We start from the raw sequence: 17,969 nt of genomic DNA, 5'->3' as shown, positions 1-17,969 counted from the left end.
GCGTTTTTTTCTGTTGCAACGGTTTCCGAGATAGGTTATTCTTGTCTCTGCAACTACGAAACCAGATTTAGATCTATGGGGGCTTGAATCATGATGGAATTAACTGAATACAAAGCAGACCCCTTTGCGATTACAACGCGCCAAGCGGAACTTTTTTATTTCCGCGGACGGAAGGCGCACCGGGAAGGGCGACTGGAAGAGGCGGTTTATCACCTTGATGAAGCAACGACGCTTCAGCCGAGTGATGTCCGTTATCTTTTACGTTACGCTCGTGTTTTGTTCGAGACAGGCGAAATCAATCATGCCAATGATGTCTTGAAACAAGTGCGGACGCTCGACCAGTCAAATACGGAATCCTTGTTTTATTTAGCGAATAACTACGCGCATGTCTCTTTATATGAAGAGGCGAAAAATTACGCGCTTGAATATTTATCCAGTGCACCAAACGGGAAACACGCAGAGGCATCGGCCGCGCTCGTGGAATTAATCGATCTCGAACAAGAGATGGAAGATGACGATGAGGATGAATTGATTCGTTTACATGCTCAGGCACAACGTCAAATCGACAAAGGGATGCTCTTTGCGGCGCAGGAAACACTCGAATCCCTGATCGTCCAGTATCCGACCTTCTGGCCGGCATACAACAATCTTGCCATCGTCGAGTTTTACCTTGGTGAAAACGACCGGGCGTTTGCTTCACTGGAACAGGTCCTCGATGGAAATCCGGGAAACCTGCATGCTCTCTGTAACACGCTTGTGCTGTTGCACGAGATGGGACAGGATGAAGAAGCGCATCGTTTATCGAACAAGCTCGAGCATGTCCGCTCTGTGAATCTTGAAACACGCTACAAGGTCGCTTCGACGCTTGCGATCATCGGTCGTCACGATTTGGCTTACGAAGAACTGAAGTTACTGGAACGACGCGGCTACCGTGGAGATCCGCTGTTCGGACACTGGCTGTCGATCTCAGCTTTCAAAACGGGACACGTCGAAGAAGCAGCTGCGTTCCTTCAATCAGAAGAAGCGCAAAGTATGCGGGAAGAACAGGAAGCTTACGACATCCGTCATAATCTCCAGTTCCGCTCGGCTTTGATTCAAGCCTTGAAGACGGAAGATGATGTCTCACGGATTTTTACAGCGTTGTTACTCGGCAAGCTGAATGATGAAGAAGCGAAACTCGCGTTATCGATGATGCCGGAAGTAACGGATCATCCGGACGTCCTCTTGCTGACGGAACAAATCATTCATGAGATGAACGGGGAGCACGACGTCGTCGATGCCCGGATTCACCGTGCCTTGATGACGATCCGCCTTGCGGAACGATTTGTCTCGGATGAAGAACGGATGAGCCTTGAAGGTGATTTTTACGAACGGTTTGCGCGACTCGTCTTGAGCGGTGAGACGTTTGATTCGGTCGAACAGTCGGCTGCGGCTCTGATTTATTTATTCCACGATGTCCGCGACGGTATGTTGATTGAAGACTGTGCGGCACTCGTCCACGTTTCCTTTGAGGATACGGCAACGGCGATCCGTGCCTATCAACGACTTTTAAACCCGGCCCGTGCAAAGTGTTAGACGTTTGTACGATTCTCACCTATACTCAAGTTACAACGAAAATACAGATGGGGTGGAATCATGACAGAAACTGAACAGAAAATTTATGACGTCATCATTATTGGTGCCGGTCCTGCCGGAATGACAGCAGCACTTTACGCATCACGTGCGAACCTTTCAACACTGATGATCGAACGCGGTATTCCGGGCGGACAGATGGCCAATACGGAAGATATCGAAAACTATCCCGGTTATGACAGTATCTTAGGACCGGATCTTTCACAAAAAATGTTCGACCACTCAAAAGCGTTCGGCGCAGAGTATGCGTACGGCGACGTCCGCAGCATTGAAGACGGTCCGGCGTTCAAGACCGTCCATGCTCACAACAAGGATTACCATGCCCGGGCGATCATCATCGCTTCAGGAGCACAGTATAAGAAAATCGGTGTTCCGGGTGAGGAAGAACTCGGCGGACGCGGTGTATCTTACTGTGCAGTCTGTGACGGCGCGTTCTTTAAAGAAAAAGAACTGTTCGTCATCGGTGGCGGTGACTCTGCCGTCGAAGAAGGTGTCTACCTGACGCGCTTCGCGAAAAAAGTCACGATCGTTCACCGTCGTGAAGAATTACGTGCTCAAAAAATTCTTCAAAAACGGGCATTCGACAATCCGAAAATCGATTTCATCTGGAACCATACGGTCAAACAGATCAACGAAGATAACGGAAAAGTCGGCGGCATTGAACTGATCAATACGAAAACGGCGGAAACAACGACGTATCCAATCGATGGCGTATTCATCTACATCGGGATGAACCCGATCACAGGATATGTGCAAGATCTTGGTATTCTGAACGACCAAGGCTATGTCGTGACAAATGAAGCAATGGAAACGAACATCAAAGGCATTTTTGCAGCCGGCGACGTCCGTGAAAAAACACTTCGTCAAGTCGTCACAGCGACAAACGACGGTTCGATTGCCGCGCAAAACGCGCAACACTACATCGAAGCCTTGCTTGAAGAATTACAGGAATCATCACAAGTCTAATTCAAGATCCAGCTTGGTTGGGAGGCTCTTCCATCAAGCTGGCTCTTTTTTTATGTTATACTGACATGAGAGTGAAAAATACACACGGAACTGTTGTCTGGAGGGCGAAGAGATGGAACAGAATCAACCGCAACTGGTCATCATTACAGGAATGAGCGGCGCCGGCAAAACAGTCGCAATGAACAGCTTTGAAGACTTGGGCTATTTTTGTGTCGATAATTTACCGCCGACGTTACTGCCGCAATTGATCGAAGTCATTGGGCAGGTGCGTCCAAAAATCGCCGTCGCCATTGATACACGGGCTCGTGATTTCATTGACAGCTTCTTTGTCGTCTATGAAGATTTGAAAAAAACGAATCTGCAAATCCGGATGCTGTACCTCGATGCCCGTAATGACGTACTCGTCCGCCGGTACAAAGAATCCCGACGGTCGCATCCGCTCGCACCGACTGCGTCTCCATTGATCGGTATCGAGCGGGAACGGACGTTGCTCGAAGGATTCCGCGATAAAGCCCAGTTGCTGATGGATACGAGTGACATCAAACCGCTTGCCTTAAAGGAACGGATCTTAAAAGAGTTTACGGAAGGGGAGCGGATTCCGTTCACCGTCAATGTCATGTCGTTTGGATTTAAGCACGGTCTGCCGCTCGACGCCGATCTCGTCTTCGATTTACGTTTCCTGCCGAATCCGTTTTATATTCCGGAACTCCGTCCGAAAACGGGACTCGATCTCGAAGTCTCGTCGTACGTCATGCAGTGGCCGGAAGCGAAGCTGTTTTATAAAAAGCTCGTCGACATGCTCGAATTCCTGATTCCCCAGTATGAACGGGAAGGGAAATCGCAGCTCGTCGTGGCGCTCGGCTGTACGGGGGGCAAACACCGCTCGATTACGTTTGCCGAAGCGATCAGTAAAGAATTCAAGAATCAATACCATGTCGTGACGAACCATCGGGATTATGTCCATGCGAAGGAGGAAAAATAATGAAATGGGAACGGAAAGTCGTCGCCATCGGCGGAGGAACGGGCCTATCGACTCTCTTGCGCGGGCTAAAACACTATCCGCTTGATATCACGGCCATCGTCACCGTCGCCGACGACGGCGGAAGCTCCGGCCGTCTGCGGACAGAGTTTAACATGTTACCGCCGGGCGATATCCGGAACGTCATCGTTTCGCTCTCAAAATCGGAGACGCTGATGGACCGGATCATGCAGTACCGCTTTGAGACGGGAGAAGGGCTGCACGGGCACTCACTCGGTAATTTGATGCTGACGGCAGCGACGCAGCTCTGTAACGGCTCCTTCGTCGAAGCGATCGGTGTCATGGGACAACTCTTGAATGCCGAAGGGAAAGTCTATCCGGCGACGGAACGGACGATTACGTTATGCGCCGAGTTTGAAGACGGAACGATCGTCAAAGGGGAATCCCTGATTCCGAAAGTCGGCAAAGTCATCGAGCGGATTTTCCTCGAGGAAGAGGATGTCCGTCCGGTTCCGGAAGCGATTCAGGCGATTCTTGATGCTGATGTCATCGTCCTCGGTCCCGGCAGTCTCTATACGAGTGTCATTCCGAACGTCCTGATTGAGGAAATCCGGGACGCCATCAGTCAATCGCTTGCGCCGGTCGTCTATATTTGTAACGTCATGACGCAGCCGGGTGAGACGACAGCCTTTACGGCAAATGATCACTTGAATGTGTTGGAACGATTCCTCGGTAAAGGGGTGATTGATACAATCATCGTCAACAACGAATCGATTGATGTCAGTTATCTGCGGAAGTATCAAAAGGATCATGCCGACATCGTGACCTATGATGAATCAAGTTTTGAAGAAGCAGGAATTGAAGTACTCGCGGACGATATCGTGGATTATAACCATCACTTCATCCGTCATGACTCGGATGCTGTCGCAAGCCTCGTCATGCGGAAAGTTCTATCCATCCGACGTGTGCGTCAATTCGAAGGGAAGGAGGAACTGACGTGAGTTTTGCATCAGAAGTCAAAAAAGAGTTAACGCAAATCGCGATCACCGATCATGAAATGAAGGCGGAACTCGCCGCTTTGGCCCGGATGAACGGAGCCATCTCATTCGGACTCGGACGTGGTCTGACACTGGATATCTCGACGGAAAACGCATCGATTGCCCGCCGTATTTATTCCTTGCTCAAACGGGCGTATGCCGTCCATCTGGATTTACTGGTCCGGAAAAAAATGCGCTTGAAGAAAAATAATGTCTACATCGTCCGCGTTAAACAACAAGCGGATAAGATTTTACAGGACCTCGGGATTTTAGGGGAAGGATTTACGATGATCCGTTCAATCAGCGATTCGATTCTCAAAGACGAACGGCGTGCCCGGGCATATCTGCGCGGCGCCTTTTTAGCCGGCGGATCGTTAAACAATCCGGCGACGTCTTCGTACCATCTGGAAATCTTCAGTCTGTACGAAGAACATAATGCCGCCTTGCGCAGCCTGACAAATCAGTTTGATTTGAATGCAAAAGCCATCGAACGGAAAAAAGGACATATTCTCTACATCAAGGAAAGTGAGAAGATTTCTGATTTTCTGAAGCTCGTCGGAGCGACGTATTCGATGTTACGGTTTGAGGATGTCCGTATTTTAAAAGATATGCGGAATTCAGTCAACCGGCTCGTCAACTGTGAGACGGCAAACCTCAACAAGACGGTTGGGGCGGCACTGCGCCAGGTCGAGAACATCAAGTTTCTGGAACGGACGGTCGGACTCGACGTTTTGCCGGATAAATTAAAAGAAATCGCCATCTTGCGGGTCACACATCAAGACGTGACATTACAGGAGCTCGGTGAGATGGTCGAGAGCGGTTCCATCTCGAAATCCGGGATCAATCATCGATTGCGCAAGATTGATCAAATCGCGGATAAAATCCGAAACGGGGAGTCGATGACCGGGGCTCTTTAGGGAGTAACTTGCGAGATGAACCATAGTCTACTATAATATATAGTCGATGCAACTAAATGTTCGAATTAAGGAGTTTTTGAAATGGCTAATGAGAAAAAACGTATTTCGCTGACAGTTGATGCGAAGTTTGATGAAGTGCTTACGAAAAAAGCGAAAACGATCGGTGTACCAAAAAGTACGCTCGTCGCCTTTGCGACATCGTTGTTCCTGAAGCAATTGCAGGCGGAAGAAGAACTTTCACCACATGCGAACGGAATCTACACATTGATTCGCGAAAACCACGATATCGTGTCTGATATCACAGATTTGATCGACTAAAAAATAGGACCTCTGTCCGCGTCTGTTCTGAGAAGAGTGACGCAAAGGACAGTGGTCTTTTTTTGTACACACAAAAAAACCGTCCTCGCAAATTGCGAAGACGGTCAGGTGAAGATTAAGCACGTTCCATGACGCGGTCGATTAAACCGTAGTCAGCTGCTGCTTGAGCAGACATGAAGTTATCGCGCTCTGTATCACGCTCGATGACTTCAAGTGGTTGTCCTGTGTTTTCAGCCATGATTTTGTTGAGGTGCTCACGCATTTTGATGATGCGTTCCGCATGGATTTTGATGTCCGATGCTTGACCTTGTGTACCACCGAGTGGTTGGTGAATCATGATTTCAGCGTTAGGAAGAGCAAAACGTTTTCCTTTAGCGCCGGCTTGGAGCAAGAATGCACCCATTGAAGCAGCCATTCCGATACAAATCGTTGAAACTTGTGGTTTGATGAAGTTCATTGTATCGTAAATCGCCATACCTGCTGTGATTGAGCCACCCGGGCTGTTGATGTAAAGCGAGATTTCTTTATCTGGATCTTCTGCTGCTAGGAAAAGTAACTGGGCAACGACTGAGTTGGCGACGTTGTCGTCAATCGCGCTCCCGAGAAGGATGATCCGGTCTTTGAGCAAACGTGAATAGATATCGTAAGCACGTTCCCCGCGGTTGGTTTGTTCGATGACTGTTGGAATTAACATAGTCTTTGCCTCCTTATGGTTGGTATGTAGCACATATTCGACTTGTCCTTATCATAATCCTTTGGTCAATATTGGTCAAAAGATACGCTGTTGGTTTTATGTATTTTTCCTGAAACAGTTCCTGTTAAACATATCAGTATAGAAAAAAGGCAATACCGTAAACGGCATTGCCTGAATATTCAAGTATGGTACACCCGGAGAGATTTGAACTCCCGACACCTGGTACCGGAAACCAGTGCTCTATCCCCTGAGCTACGGGTGCATGTTTGTACTGAACAATTAATAGTATACCGACATTTTTTCAGAAAAGCAATACTAGATTTGCGAGTTTATTGATTTTTTGTCAAAACGTAAGAGACGATGGAAGACGTATCCTTCCTATATAATGAAAGTGGAATCACATTAAACGAGGAAACGGGAGGTGAGCGGATGGAACAGAGACAGGAACAAGCGCAACGTCTTGTGATGTCGGCAGCCCAGTTGTATCAATTGACGGTTTTGGAAGAAACGCAGGCGGAACTCGAGGAGCGGCTGTACCGGATCATCCGTCGTGCCGGACGCAGCGAACATAATGGAAGAAAAATGATTCCGCCGGATTTAGAGCAGGTTGCAGACCGGATTGATTCGTTTGAAGCGGAACTTCTTCAGCAAATACGTTTAGAATCGGTCAGACAGGAAATAAGATATATGGCGGAACAACTCATCATGTACTTAGACGCGGATGGATTACTCAGAACGACAGACGCACGACTGGCGACCTTGCTCGACAGTGAGGAGACGATCATCAAACAGGCACGGCAACTGCTCCAGCAATGTGAACCAACCGGAATTGCGGCACGCTCGGAAGCGGAGTGTCGCTTGTTGCATGCCATCGAGCTCGAAGATGACCGTTTGATGAATTTGCTTACTGCACTGTCGGACGGACAGCCGTTAAAAGCCGTACTGGATGATGAAACAGAGCGGCGACAGATGAAGCAAAAGATGGAACGGTTGCCGAAGACACCGGTCTTACCAGTATCCACCACCATGACGATACCGGAAGCCGATATCAGTTGGTCGGACGATCAGGTGCAAATCCAGTGGTCTTCCTTGCCGATTGATACGTCCTGGACGGATCTCGCGGAAGCAAAACCGTTTCTCAGCGCTTATGAACGACGGCGTAACACGTTGCGTGCAATCCTCGATGTCATCGTGGAACGGCAAATGCGCTGGTTCAAAGGAGAGCTTCATTTGGAGCCGTTGACGAAAAAAGAGGTAGCCAAACAAACGGGATACCATCCGTCGACGGTTGGTCGGGCAATCGTCCACAAAACGATTCGGACGATCCATGGAACGCTCGAGCTTGAAAATTTTTTCGTCTCGAAGACGCAAAGCGGCACATCGAGCTTTTTAATCAAAGCCCGAATCGCACAATTGATTCAGGAAGCGACCTCGCCGCTGTCGGATCAACAGATCGTCAACCGTCTCGACCTGGAAGGCATCCGGGTCGCAAGACGGACAGTCGCGAAGTATCGGGCGGGTCTGTACTTGACCCGGTCCGACATGACGAAACGACGAGAGGCGAATGAATGATGCCATCAAAAGAACACACGACCTTAACACTGTATTCACGTCCCGGATGTACGCTATGTGAGGAAGCCGCCTTCTTACTTGATTTCGTGCTCGATGAATTTCCGGATTGGACATTCGAAGAAGTGAACATTGAAGAAGATGCTGCGCTCAGTCTCCGGTTTTTATATGAAATTCCTGTCGTCATGCATCAGTCTGAAATTTGGAGTTATGGCAAATTTGAGACAGAGACGATAAGAAACCGCTTACTTGAAAAAAGTTAAAGGGCGAGGCTTGAATCCTTGTACGAGGGCTGTTATGATAAGGATGTACCAAGTGGGACAAGATATGACACGCGGGACGTAAAGTGTCCAGCAACTTGAGAGGAGCGGGAATACATGATTCGGCAGTTAGTACAGATCCAAAAACGAATCGTGCCTGATCTGATCGAAGAAATGCAGACACGTTACGACATACTTCATTATGTCCGGCTCATGCAGCCGATTGGCCGGCGGACCCTGGCAACAAGCCTTGGCTTGACGGAACGGGTGTTACGTCGGGAAGTGGACTTCCTGAAAGAGCAAGGATTGCTCGAAGTGGCGACACAAGGAATGTCTTTGACAGATGAAGGGCGGATCGTCTTACGAAGTATGCACAGCGTGATGGCAGAACTGGCCGGAATTTCTGATATGGCGAAAGCCTTAAAGGAAAAACTGGGCGTCCGGGATGTCGTCATCGTACCAGGAGATTCGGATCAAACCTTCTGGGTGCAACGCGATATGGGACGTGCGACGGTCGCACGTTTGAAACGAGAACTTTCTTCATCTGTACACAACACGATTGCAGTCACAGGAGGTACGACGATGGCTTCCGTCGCGGCGATGATGTCGCCTGATAAGGAAAACCGTCCGATGACATTCGTGCCGGCACGTGGGGGCTTAGGTGAAACCCTTGAATTACAAGCGAATACGGTTTGTTCACGGATGGCATCCCGTGCACAAAGTGATTATCACTTATTGCACATTCCAGACATGGTCAGCAAGGAAACGTTTGTGAAGATGGTGGAAGAGCCAAGCATTAAAAATGTGTTACAAATGATTAAAGATGCCTCAATCGTGGTACATGGAATTGGTGAGGCAAAAACGATGGCAAAACGTCGTCGCGCTTCAGCCGAGTTACTGGAACAGCTTGAACAAGAACATGCGGTAGCAGAAGCATTTGGGTATTACTTCGATCGGGACGGAAAGATCGTGCATCGGGTGAAGACGGTTGGTCTTCAACTGGACGACTTAAAACAAGTCGAACACGTCATCGTCGTCGCCGGAGGACATTCCAAAGCGGAAGCCATCAACGCGTATGTCAAACAGTCCCCGGACATCATCCTGATTACGGATGAAGGGGCAGCAACAACGATTTTGAAAGGGTAGCCCCCTTTTGAATAATAGATAACTCGCTTTACATTAAAAGGAGGAAAATTATCATGGCAGTAAAAGTTGGTATTAATGGATTTGGACGTATCGGACGTTTGGCACTTCGTCAAATTCTTCAGTTTGACGGAATCGAAGTAGTCGCAATCAATGACCTTACAGACACTAAAATGCTTGCACACCTCTTGAAATATGATACGACTCAAGGTCGTTTCGACGGAGAAGTTGAAGTACACGACGGTTACTTCCTCGTCAACGGTAAAGAAATCAAAACACTTGCTAACCGCAACCCAGAAGAACTCCCATGGGGCGAGCTCGGTGTTGACATCGTTCTCGAATGTACTGGTTTCTTCACAGACAAAGAAAAAGCTGAGCTTCACTTGAAAGCTGGAGCTAAGAAAGTCGTTATCTCAGCACCTGCTACTGGCGACATGAAAACAGTTGTCTTCAACACGAACCACGAAATTCTTGACGGAACTGAAACAGTTATCTCTGGTGCTTCATGTACTACGAACTGTCTCGCGCCTATGGCTAAAGTTCTTCAAGATAACTACGGAATCGTTCAAGGTCTCATGACAACGATCCACGCTTACACTGGCGACCAAAACACACTCGACGCTCCACACCCTAAAGGTGACTTCCGTCGTGCACGTGCAGCGGCAGCTAACATCGTTCCTAACTCAACTGGTGCTGCTAAAGCAATCGGTCTTGTTCTTCCAGAACTTCAAGGTAAACTTGATGGCGCAGCACAACGTGTACCAGTTGCTACAGGTTCACTCACTGAGCTCACAACAGTTCTCGAGAAGAAAGTAACAGTTGAAGAAGTTAACGCAGCTATGAAAGCAGCAGCTAACGAATCTTACGGTTACACTGAAGACGAAATCGTTTCTTCTGACATCGTTGGTATCTCTTACGGATCACTCTTCGATGCAACACAAACGAAAGTCGTTACAGTCGGCGACAAACAACTCGTTAAAACAGTTGCTTGGTACGACAACGAAATGTCTTACACTAGCCAGCTCATTCGCACACTCAAACACTTCGCAGAAATCGCTAAGTAATTCGAGCAATTAAATAGCAATTGAATAAGAGCGGAAACGATACAGTCTCCGCTCTTATTGCGGAAAAAAAGTCTGGAGGGGCGCATTAGCCCCTCACTATACGTATGAGACGGAGGACGAATGTATGAATAAGAAATCAATTCGCGATATCGATGTAAAAGGAAAACGCGTGTTTACACGTGTGGACTTCAACGTACCGCTAGAAGACGGCAAAATCACAGATGATACACGCATCCGTGCTGCCCTTCCGACAATCAAACACTTGGTTGACGGTGGAGCGAAAGTCATCCTCGCAAGCCACATGGGACGTCCAAAAGGCGAGAAGAACCCTGAATTCTCACTTGCACCAGTCGTAGCACGCCTCAGCGAACTGCTTGGTAAAGACATCAAGCTCGTTGAAGAAGCATACGGTCCGGTCGCTGAAGAAGCGGTCAGCAAGCTTGAAGAAGGCGATGTCATCGTTCTTGAAAATGTTCGTTTCTACCCAGGTGAAACGAAAAACGATCCTGAACTCGCAGAAGGTTTTGCGAAACTTGCAGACGTTTTCGTCAACGACGCATTCGGTGCAGCTCACCGTGCGCACGCTTCTACAGAAGGAATCGCCCATCATGTCGAGACTGCTGTAGCAGGATTGTTGATCGAAAAAGAACTTCAAGTTCTCGGTAAAGCTCTCTCAAACCCGGATCGTCCGTTTACAGCGATCATCGGTGGTTCGAAAGTCGCTGACAAAATTGGCGTCATCGATCACTTACTTGATATCGTCGACACGTTGATCATCGGCGGAGGATTATCTTATACATTCCTCAAAGCTCAAGGTTATGAAGTCGGTACGTCACTTCTTGAAGTCGACAAAATCGAACAGGCGAAGGAATTCATGAAAAAAGCAGAAGACAAAGGCGTGAAATTCTTGATGCCGGTTGACTGTGTCATCACGAAGGAATTCGGCGAAGAAACATATGTTGGACCACGCGACATCGACAGTATCCCAGCGGATCACATGTCACTCGATATCGGTCCAAAAACGGTAGAACTGTATGCAGAAGCAATCAAGGCTTCGAAACTTGTTGTCTGGAACGGACCAATGGGTGTGTTCGAACTTGATAAATATGCAAACGGAACAAAAGGTGTCGCTCAAGCATTAGCTGACAGCGATGCATACTCGATCATCGGTGGTGGAGATTCTGCTGCAGCGGCTGAGAAGTTTGGTCTTGCAGATAAAATGAGTCACATTTCAACAGGTGGCGGCGCAAGCCTCGAGTTCATGGAAGGAAAAGCTCTTCCAGGTGTCGAAGCGCTTAACGACAAGTAATCTAAAGTTCACAAGGGAGTGTTTTCAATGCGTAAACCAATTATCGCAGGTAACTGGAAAATGAATCTTACACTCAAGGATGCTGTGGCATTCGCTGAGGAAGTCAAAGGAACTGTACCCGCTTCTTCGAAAGTCGACGCGGCTGTCTGTGCACCGTCTGTATTCCTTGCACACTTGACAGAAGCGACAGCTGGAACGGACCTGAAAATCGGTGCTCAAAACATGTACGACCAAGAGAGCGGCGCATTCACAGGTGAAATCAGCCCAGTGATGCTCAAAGAACTTGGCGTAACATACGTCGTCCTCGGTCACTCAGAACGTCGTGAGTACTTCGGAGAAACTGATGCATTCATCAACAGCAAAACGAAAAAAGCATTCGAGCATGGTCTCGTGCCAATCGTTTGTGTCGGTGAAACACTCGAAGAACGCGAAGGCGGAAAATTCGAATCAGTGATCCGTGAACAAACAACAAACAGCTTAAAAGGTTTGACAGTCGATCAAGTCAAAAACCTTGTTGTTGCATATGAGCCTGTCTGGGCAATCGGAACAGGAAAATCAGCAACAGAACAAGACGCGCAAGATTCTTGTAAATTCGTTCGCGATGTCATCGCAGCTGAATTCGGTACGGAAGCTGCAGAAGCAGTCCGCATCCAGTACGGCGGCAGTGTCAAACCGGACAACATCAAAGAATATATGGCTCAGCCTGACATCGACGGTGCTTTAGTTGGTGGCGCAAGTCTTGAGACAGGATCGTTCCTCAAACTCTTGGAGGCGATTTAAATGAAAAAACGTCCAGTCGCACTGATCATCCTTGATGGTTTTGGTATGCGTGACGAGGAGTTCGGAAATGCTGTTACGGCGGCAAACAAACCGAACTTCGACCGATACTGGGAACAGTACCCGCATACGTTGTTGAATGCGAAAGGAGAATACGTCGGTTTGCCTGAAGGTCAAATGGGGAACTCAGAAGTGGGTCATTTGAACATCGGTGCAGGTCGCGTCGTCTATCAATCGCTATCCCGAATCAACAATGCCATTAAGGATCGCTCGTTCTTCTCGCGTCAAGCGATGAACGATGCGGCAGGTCACGTGAAGAAATACGGTTCAGCCCTTCATATCTTCGGTCTGGTCTCTGACGGTGGAATCCACAGTCACATCAACCACTTGTATGCGGTGCTTGAATTCGCCAAACTTCACGAAATCGAAAAAGTCTATCTCCATGCCTTCACGGATGGCCGCGATTGTGATCCACAATCAGGAGCCGGCTTCCTTCGTGATGCACAAGCGAAGATGGACGAGTTAAACGTCGGTCAATTCGCAAGTGTCTCTGGTCGTTATTATGCGATGGACCGCGACAACCGCTGGGAACGCGTCAAGAAAGTTTATGACGTCATCACGTTCGCAGACGGTCCGACAACAAAAGACCCAATCGCGATGGTCGAAGCTTCGTACAAAACAGACGTGACAGATGAGTTCATTGAACCAACGGTAGTCGTGCAGGAAGACGGTACTCCAGTAGCACCGATCCACGATAATGATGCGATCATGTTCTTCAACTATCGTCCGGACCGTGCGATTCAGCTCGCCAAGACGTATAAAGAAAAAACAGGCTTCACCGGTTTTGAATTGCCGGACAACGCACCGAAGAACCTGCTGCTCGTCTCCATGACGAAGTACTCGGATGCGATTGATACGGACATCGTCTTCCCACCGGAAGATATCAAAAACACGCTCGGTGAAACGTTATCAAAACAAGGCCTTAAACAATTACGGATTGCGGAAACTGAAAAGTACCCGCACGTCACGTTTTTCTTTAACGGTCAACGTGAAGAGCCGTACGAAGGAGAAGATCGGATTCTGATCCCATCTCCAAAGGTCGCGACATACGACTTGAAACCGGAAATGAGTGTCTATGAAGTCACAGAAGCACTCGTTGACGCCATCAACTCGGACAAACATGACGCGATCATCCTCAACTTCGCCAATCCCGATATGGTCGGTCACTCGGGTATGCTCGAGCCGACGAAAAAGGCAATCGAAGCGGTGGATAAATGTCTGGGGCAAGTCGTTGACTTGATTCTCAGCAAAGGTGGCGCAGCCATCATCACAGCCGACCACGGAAACGCGGACAAAGTCCTCAACGCCGATGGCAGCAAGATGACGGCGCACACGACAGAACCTGTTCCATGTATCGTCACGGTCGAGGACGTCGAACTCCTTAAGCCATTGACTGGCGTACTGGCAGACTTGGCACCAACTGTTCTCGATTTACTCGGAGCAGATCAACCGGCAGAAATGACCGGGAAATCGATTGTATTAAAGAAATAATCCCGTCAATCGATGGACTTGTCACTGTCTCACTACAAACCAATCTTTCTCAAACAAAAAGGAGCGAATTTAAATGTCAATGATTACAGAGATTTATGCACGCGAGATTCTTGATTCACGCGGTAACCCAACGGTAGAAGTAGAAGTTTATACAGAAGACGGCGGCTTTGGTCGCGCACTCGTCCCATCAGGCGCATCGACTGGTGAGCACGAAGCAGTTGAGCTTCGCGATGGCGACAAATCACGTTACCTCGGTAAAGGTGTCTTAAAAGCAGTTGACAACGTCAACGAAAAATTAGCACCTGAAATCATCGGTTACGATGTCTTCGACCAAGCTGGAATCGATAAAAAAATGATCGACCTCGACGGTACGAAAAACAAAGGTAACTTCGGTGCCAATGCAATTCTTGGTATCTCAATGGCTGCTGCACGTGCTGCTGCAGATGAGCTTGGTCTTCCACTTTACACGTATCTCGGTGGATTCAACGCGAAAACATTGCCAACTCCAATGATGAACATCATCAACGGTGGATCACACGCTGACAACAACGTTGATTTCCAAGAGTTCATGATCATGCCTGTTGGAGCTCCAACATTCAAAGAAGCTCTTCGTATGGGTGCTGAAATCTTCCACGCGTTGAAATCAGTTCTTAGCGGAATGGGTCTTAACACAGCAGTTGGTGACGAGGGTGGATTCGCTCCAAACTTGAAATCAAACGAAGAAGCAATCACAGTTATCCTTGAAGCAATCGAAAAAGCTGGCTACAAAGCAGGCGAAGATGTTTACCTTGCAATGGACGTCGCTTCTTCTGAGTTCTACGACAAAGCAGCTGGAAAATACAACCTCGCTGGCGAAGGCAAAGTCCTTTCAACAGAAGAGCTTGTTGAATTCTATGCACAACTCGTTGACAAATACCCAATCATCTCAATCGAAGATGGCTGTGACGAAAACGACTGGGATGGCCACAAACTTCTTACAGATCGTATCGGACACAAAGTCCAACTCGTTGGTGATGACTTGTTCGTAACGAACACAGAGAAACTCGCTGAAGGTATCGAAAAAGGCATCGCGAACTCGATCCTCATCAAAGTTAACCAAATCGGTACGTTGACTGAAACATTCGACGCAATCGAAATGGCGAAAAAAGCTGGTTACACAGCAGTCGTTTCTCACCGTTCTGGTGAAACAGAAGATTCAACAATCGCTGACATCGCTGTTGCGACAAACGCTGGTCAAATCAAAACTGGTTCACTTTCACGTACAGACCGTATCGCGAAATACAACCAACTTCTCCGCATCGAAGACATGCTTTCAGACGTTGCTGTCTACGACGGAATCAAATCATTCTACAACCTCAAGAAGTAATTTTGGGTTGATGATTTAAAGTGTATTGTACATTCACTGTACAGCCGATGCCTCCTATTCATACGAATAGGAGGTTTTTTTATATCTATGATCAATTTAGTAAAAGGAATTGAGTTCACTCCAAAATGCAAACGCCGGTTTCTATCGCTCACAATTAGCCGACTTAGTTCTAACCGTTACAAAAATCAAATTTTTAGGACCTTTCTTTTACTACCTGGTCATTAAAATGTTATAGTTATAAATAAGTTTAAGCACAATCATTATAAGTCTTAACTACATTTGAACGGATGAAGGTTCAAAAAACATCTAAAGGAGAAATGATCATGTTAAATTCAGATTTAGATATACGTTTAGAACCACGCATTAAAGAGTTGTACCGACTACATAAGGAGCGTTCAGCCAATATTGACTGGAGTTATCACGAATTTATTCCATGGGACAAGGCGATGTCGTTCAAACGGGTTCCTTGGGAAGAGAGTCAAGTCACGCTTCCGGAAGGTGTCATCGTTGCCGTAGAAACCGCCTTACTGACAGAAGTGAACTTACCTTGGTATACGTCACATTTGGATTACACGTTTAAAAACTCGATGGAAGTCATCAATGATTTCGTCCGCACGTGGACGGCGGAAGAAGACCAGCACTCGAGCTTACTCGAAACGTATTTACTCGTAACACGAAACGTCAATCCGACACGACTGCATCAATTAAGAAGACGCGTCGTTGAAAGCGGCTGGTTCCCGGACTTCACGAATCCTTTAGCAACCATGGCCTATACGTCGTTGCAAGAGCTTGCGACACTCGTTTTCTATAACAACGTAGCGAGAGTGGCAGGAGCGCACGACAAAGACTTGGCGACACTGCTCCGCCGTTTGGCAAAAGATGAAGCTCTTCATTATGCGTTCTACCGCGACACGGTGAAAGCGCACCTTGAACTCGATCCAAACTTCATCGTGTTCTTTGAAGATGTCATCATCAATTTCTCGATGCCGGGTGCGATCATGCCGGACTTTACCGAGCGTATGAAGACCATTGCGATTGATACAAATTACGGACCCCTCCAATACTTTGACCAGGTATTAGATGTCGTCGTGAAATACTGGGATATTGAGAACTTGCAACCGACGAGCGAAGAGGCCAAACAATCACAAGCGAACATCATGAAATATCACGGGCGTTTGAAACGAATCAAGGATCGCCAATCAGCAAAAAATAAGATCGATGCATGACGAGGGGAGAATAATGAAAATGACGTGTGAAATATGCGGAAAAGAAACGAATAACCAAGTCAGTTATTTGGAACTGAACACGTGGGAATTCAATTCGTTGAAGACAGAAGAAAAAGACTTTTATCCGATTTGTTACAGCTGTTTTGACAAGCATACGAACGAGTTCATTGATCAGGAAATGGATCTTGAATTAAGAAAAAAACGTTCGCAGATGGTGAATAAAGAAGTCGAGGCAGAAATCGAAGCTATTCTTGAAGTCGAAAATTAAGTAAGTAATCTACGGATTGAGTTGACAGTTTCCCGCTTGGCGGGAGGCTGTTTTTTTGCGTTGAGTATGGTTTGACAAAACTAGCCGTTCGTTTGCTTTTCTAAGGTTAGGTGCAAAGAGAGCACGCTTTTTTTCACGCGCTTTCCTCAGGCGAGACACAAGCCAGTTTGTCTGCCTCATTGAGGCAGGCAATCGGGTCTTGTTTGTCTCTGACAGCGCAAGCAGGCTTGCGCTTTTTCCTGTAGGAGTCGCGTGAAATGCGTGATAACAGTTTCATAGGAAAGCGGAAAAACATTCATAGCTCGACTTACTTCTAAGGGAAAAGGAAGCAACGCTTCCGTCAGGAACAGGCGATATCCGGAGATCTGAAAAAAATCCGCGGCTCGCGTTCCGCCCTAGAAAAGCGAGCGAATGAATAATTTTGGGTACATATAAAAAACGAGACCGACTAAACGTCGCATCCCGTAGTATCAAAATAGAATTATACTGCTTAAAATCAATCCTCGATAAACGTAACGAGGTAATGATGGGCAGAATAGAGTGGAGCACGCGTGACGAAGAACTCGGGTAAGTTGACATCGATATCGAGTTCACGTAAAGTTTGCGGATCGAGACACTCCTGGACGAGACGTTTGATATCGCTGAGTAATTCATCGTGCAAGTTCGCTTCCGCTGCGAAGGAACGTTTGGCTTCATCTTTTAACAATAAAACGACTGGAGGAAGACCGCGTAGTAAGTCGACCTGAAGTGGTTGTTCGTTGCGTTGAAAAAAGTCGTTTAAGCAACTGACGACCTTCATTGAATGTTCTTCTTTCATCGGTCGGACCCCCAACTTTTTTTAAGTAGCTGTTACTATCAAGCTATTCCCTAAAGTCAGATAGGATATGCAGACA

General features: G+C 47.4%; 18 protein-coding genes and 1 tRNA gene. 16 read left to right on the top strand and 3 right to left on the bottom strand.

The features are described from left to right. The first annotated feature begins 90 nt into the window (after positions 1-90). The 6 genes from ABIC15_RS03360 to ABIC15_RS03335 all read left to right on the top strand — a co-directional run bounded on the left by ABIC15_RS03360 (position 91) and on the right by ABIC15_RS03335 (position 5,849). A complete protein-coding gene (locus ABIC15_RS03360) occupies positions 91-1,575 on the top strand; it encodes a tetratricopeptide repeat protein (RefSeq protein ID WP_012371273.1) in 1,485 nt (494 codons plus the stop codon). Between the two features lie 60 nt (positions 1,576-1,635). Next, complete coding sequence (trxB, locus tag ABIC15_RS03355) at positions 1,636-2,598, top strand: thioredoxin-disulfide reductase (protein WP_012371272.1); 963 nt, start codon at positions 1,636-1,638, stop codon at positions 2,596-2,598. 112 nt (positions 2,599-2,710) lie between these two features. After that, positions 2,711-3,580: an RNase adapter RapZ gene (rapZ, locus tag ABIC15_RS03350; protein ID WP_026827576.1), complete on the top strand. Its 870-nt coding sequence runs from the start codon at positions 2,711-2,713 to the stop codon at positions 3,578-3,580. Then, positions 3,580-4,578 (top strand): gluconeogenesis factor YvcK family protein, encoded by a 999-nt coding sequence (locus tag ABIC15_RS03345; protein ID WP_114595117.1) that lies wholly within the window; start codon positions 3,580-3,582, stop codon positions 4,576-4,578. The genes rapZ and ABIC15_RS03345 overlap by 1 nt, the downstream gene beginning before the upstream one ends. Then, positions 4,575-5,531, top strand: a complete 957-nt coding sequence (gene whiA, locus ABIC15_RS03340; protein WP_012371269.1) for a DNA-binding protein WhiA — start codon at positions 4,575-4,577, stop codon at positions 5,529-5,531. Before ABIC15_RS03345 ends, whiA begins: the two co-directional genes overlap by 4 nt. An 81-nt stretch (positions 5,532-5,612) precedes the next feature. Continuing rightward, the gene (locus ABIC15_RS03335; protein WP_012371268.1) at positions 5,613-5,849 is read left to right on the top strand and encodes a hypothetical protein; all 237 of its coding nucleotides are present in this window, start codon (positions 5,613-5,615) and stop codon (positions 5,847-5,849) included. A gap of 115 nt (positions 5,850-5,964) precedes the next feature. Here the strand turns inward: ABIC15_RS03335 and clpP are convergent, their stop codons facing one another. Together clpP and ABIC15_RS03325 are read right to left on the bottom strand one after the other, a co-directional pair. After that, positions 5,965-6,576: an ATP-dependent Clp endopeptidase proteolytic subunit ClpP gene (clpP, locus tag ABIC15_RS03330; RefSeq protein WP_255412930.1), complete on the bottom strand. Its 612-nt coding sequence runs from the start codon at positions 6,574-6,576 to the stop codon at positions 5,965-5,967. Between the two features lie 153 nt (positions 6,577-6,729). Next, positions 6,730-6,805 (bottom strand) — tRNA-Arg (locus ABIC15_RS03325). Positions 6,806-6,972: 167 nt separating this feature from the next. Here ABIC15_RS03325 and ABIC15_RS03320 point away from each other — a divergent pair. From ABIC15_RS03320 to ABIC15_RS03275, 10 genes are all read left to right on the top strand, one after another. Further along, positions 6,973-8,115 carry an RNA polymerase factor sigma-54 gene (locus ABIC15_RS03320; protein WP_354019711.1) on the top strand — a complete coding sequence of 381 codons (1,143 nt, stop codon included), beginning with the start codon at positions 6,973-6,975 and terminating at the stop codon, positions 8,113-8,115. After that, on the top strand, positions 8,112-8,375 hold the full coding sequence (locus ABIC15_RS03315) for a glutaredoxin family protein (RefSeq protein WP_012371265.1): 264 nt from the start codon (positions 8,112-8,114) through the stop codon (positions 8,373-8,375). The genes ABIC15_RS03320 and ABIC15_RS03315 overlap by 4 nt, the downstream gene beginning before the upstream one ends. 117 nt (positions 8,376-8,492) lie before the next feature. Continuing rightward, the gene (locus ABIC15_RS03310; protein WP_041262016.1) at positions 8,493-9,518 is read left to right on the top strand and encodes a sugar-binding transcriptional regulator; all 1,026 of its coding nucleotides are present in this window, start codon (positions 8,493-8,495) and stop codon (positions 9,516-9,518) included. Between the two features lie 53 nt (positions 9,519-9,571). Further along, the gene (gene gap / locus ABIC15_RS03305) at positions 9,572-10,579 is read left to right on the top strand and encodes a type I glyceraldehyde-3-phosphate dehydrogenase (RefSeq protein ID WP_012371263.1); all 1,008 of its coding nucleotides are present in this window, start codon (positions 9,572-9,574) and stop codon (positions 10,577-10,579) included. A gap of 124 nt (positions 10,580-10,703) precedes the next feature. Then, a complete protein-coding gene (locus ABIC15_RS03300; protein ID WP_214722103.1) occupies positions 10,704-11,888 on the top strand; it encodes a phosphoglycerate kinase in 1,185 nt (394 codons plus the stop codon). Positions 11,889-11,915: 27 nt separating this feature from the next. Next, positions 11,916-12,668, top strand: coding sequence for a triose-phosphate isomerase (tpiA, locus tag ABIC15_RS03295; RefSeq protein ID WP_012371261.1), 753 nt, complete (start codon positions 11,916-11,918; stop codon positions 12,666-12,668). Next, positions 12,669-14,216: a 2,3-bisphosphoglycerate-independent phosphoglycerate mutase gene (gene gpmI, locus ABIC15_RS03290; protein WP_354019710.1), complete on the top strand. Its 1,548-nt coding sequence runs from the start codon at positions 12,669-12,671 to the stop codon at positions 14,214-14,216. Between the two features lie 73 nt (positions 14,217-14,289). After that, on the top strand, positions 14,290-15,582 hold the full coding sequence (gene eno / locus ABIC15_RS03285) for a phosphopyruvate hydratase (protein ID WP_012371259.1): 1,293 nt from the start codon (positions 14,290-14,292) through the stop codon (positions 15,580-15,582). A gap of 323 nt (positions 15,583-15,905) precedes the next feature. After that, positions 15,906-16,808, top strand: a complete 903-nt coding sequence (locus ABIC15_RS03280) for an acyl-ACP desaturase (RefSeq protein ID WP_012371258.1) — start codon at positions 15,906-15,908, stop codon at positions 16,806-16,808. Between the two features lie 13 nt (positions 16,809-16,821). After that, the gene (locus ABIC15_RS03275) at positions 16,822-17,076 is read left to right on the top strand and encodes a hypothetical protein (protein ID WP_012371257.1); all 255 of its coding nucleotides are present in this window, start codon (positions 16,822-16,824) and stop codon (positions 17,074-17,076) included. A 496-nt stretch (positions 17,077-17,572) separates the two neighbouring features. On the opposite strand, the gene ABIC15_RS03270 is transcribed toward ABIC15_RS03275, so the two are convergent. Continuing rightward, entirely contained in the window at positions 17,573-17,893 is a 321-nt protein-coding gene (locus tag ABIC15_RS03270) for a hypothetical protein (protein WP_012371256.1), read from the bottom strand. Positions 17,894-17,969: the final 76 nt, after the last annotated feature.

It is taken from the genome of Exiguobacterium sp. PvP048, assembly GCF_040549175.1.
In the GTDB taxonomy this organism is placed as follows: domain Bacteria; phylum Bacillota; class Bacilli; order Exiguobacteriales; family Exiguobacteriaceae; genus Exiguobacterium_A; species Exiguobacterium_A artemiae.
The sequence above is the reverse complement of the archived record's forward strand: the minus strand, read 5'-3'. Positions and strand labels throughout refer to the sequence as shown.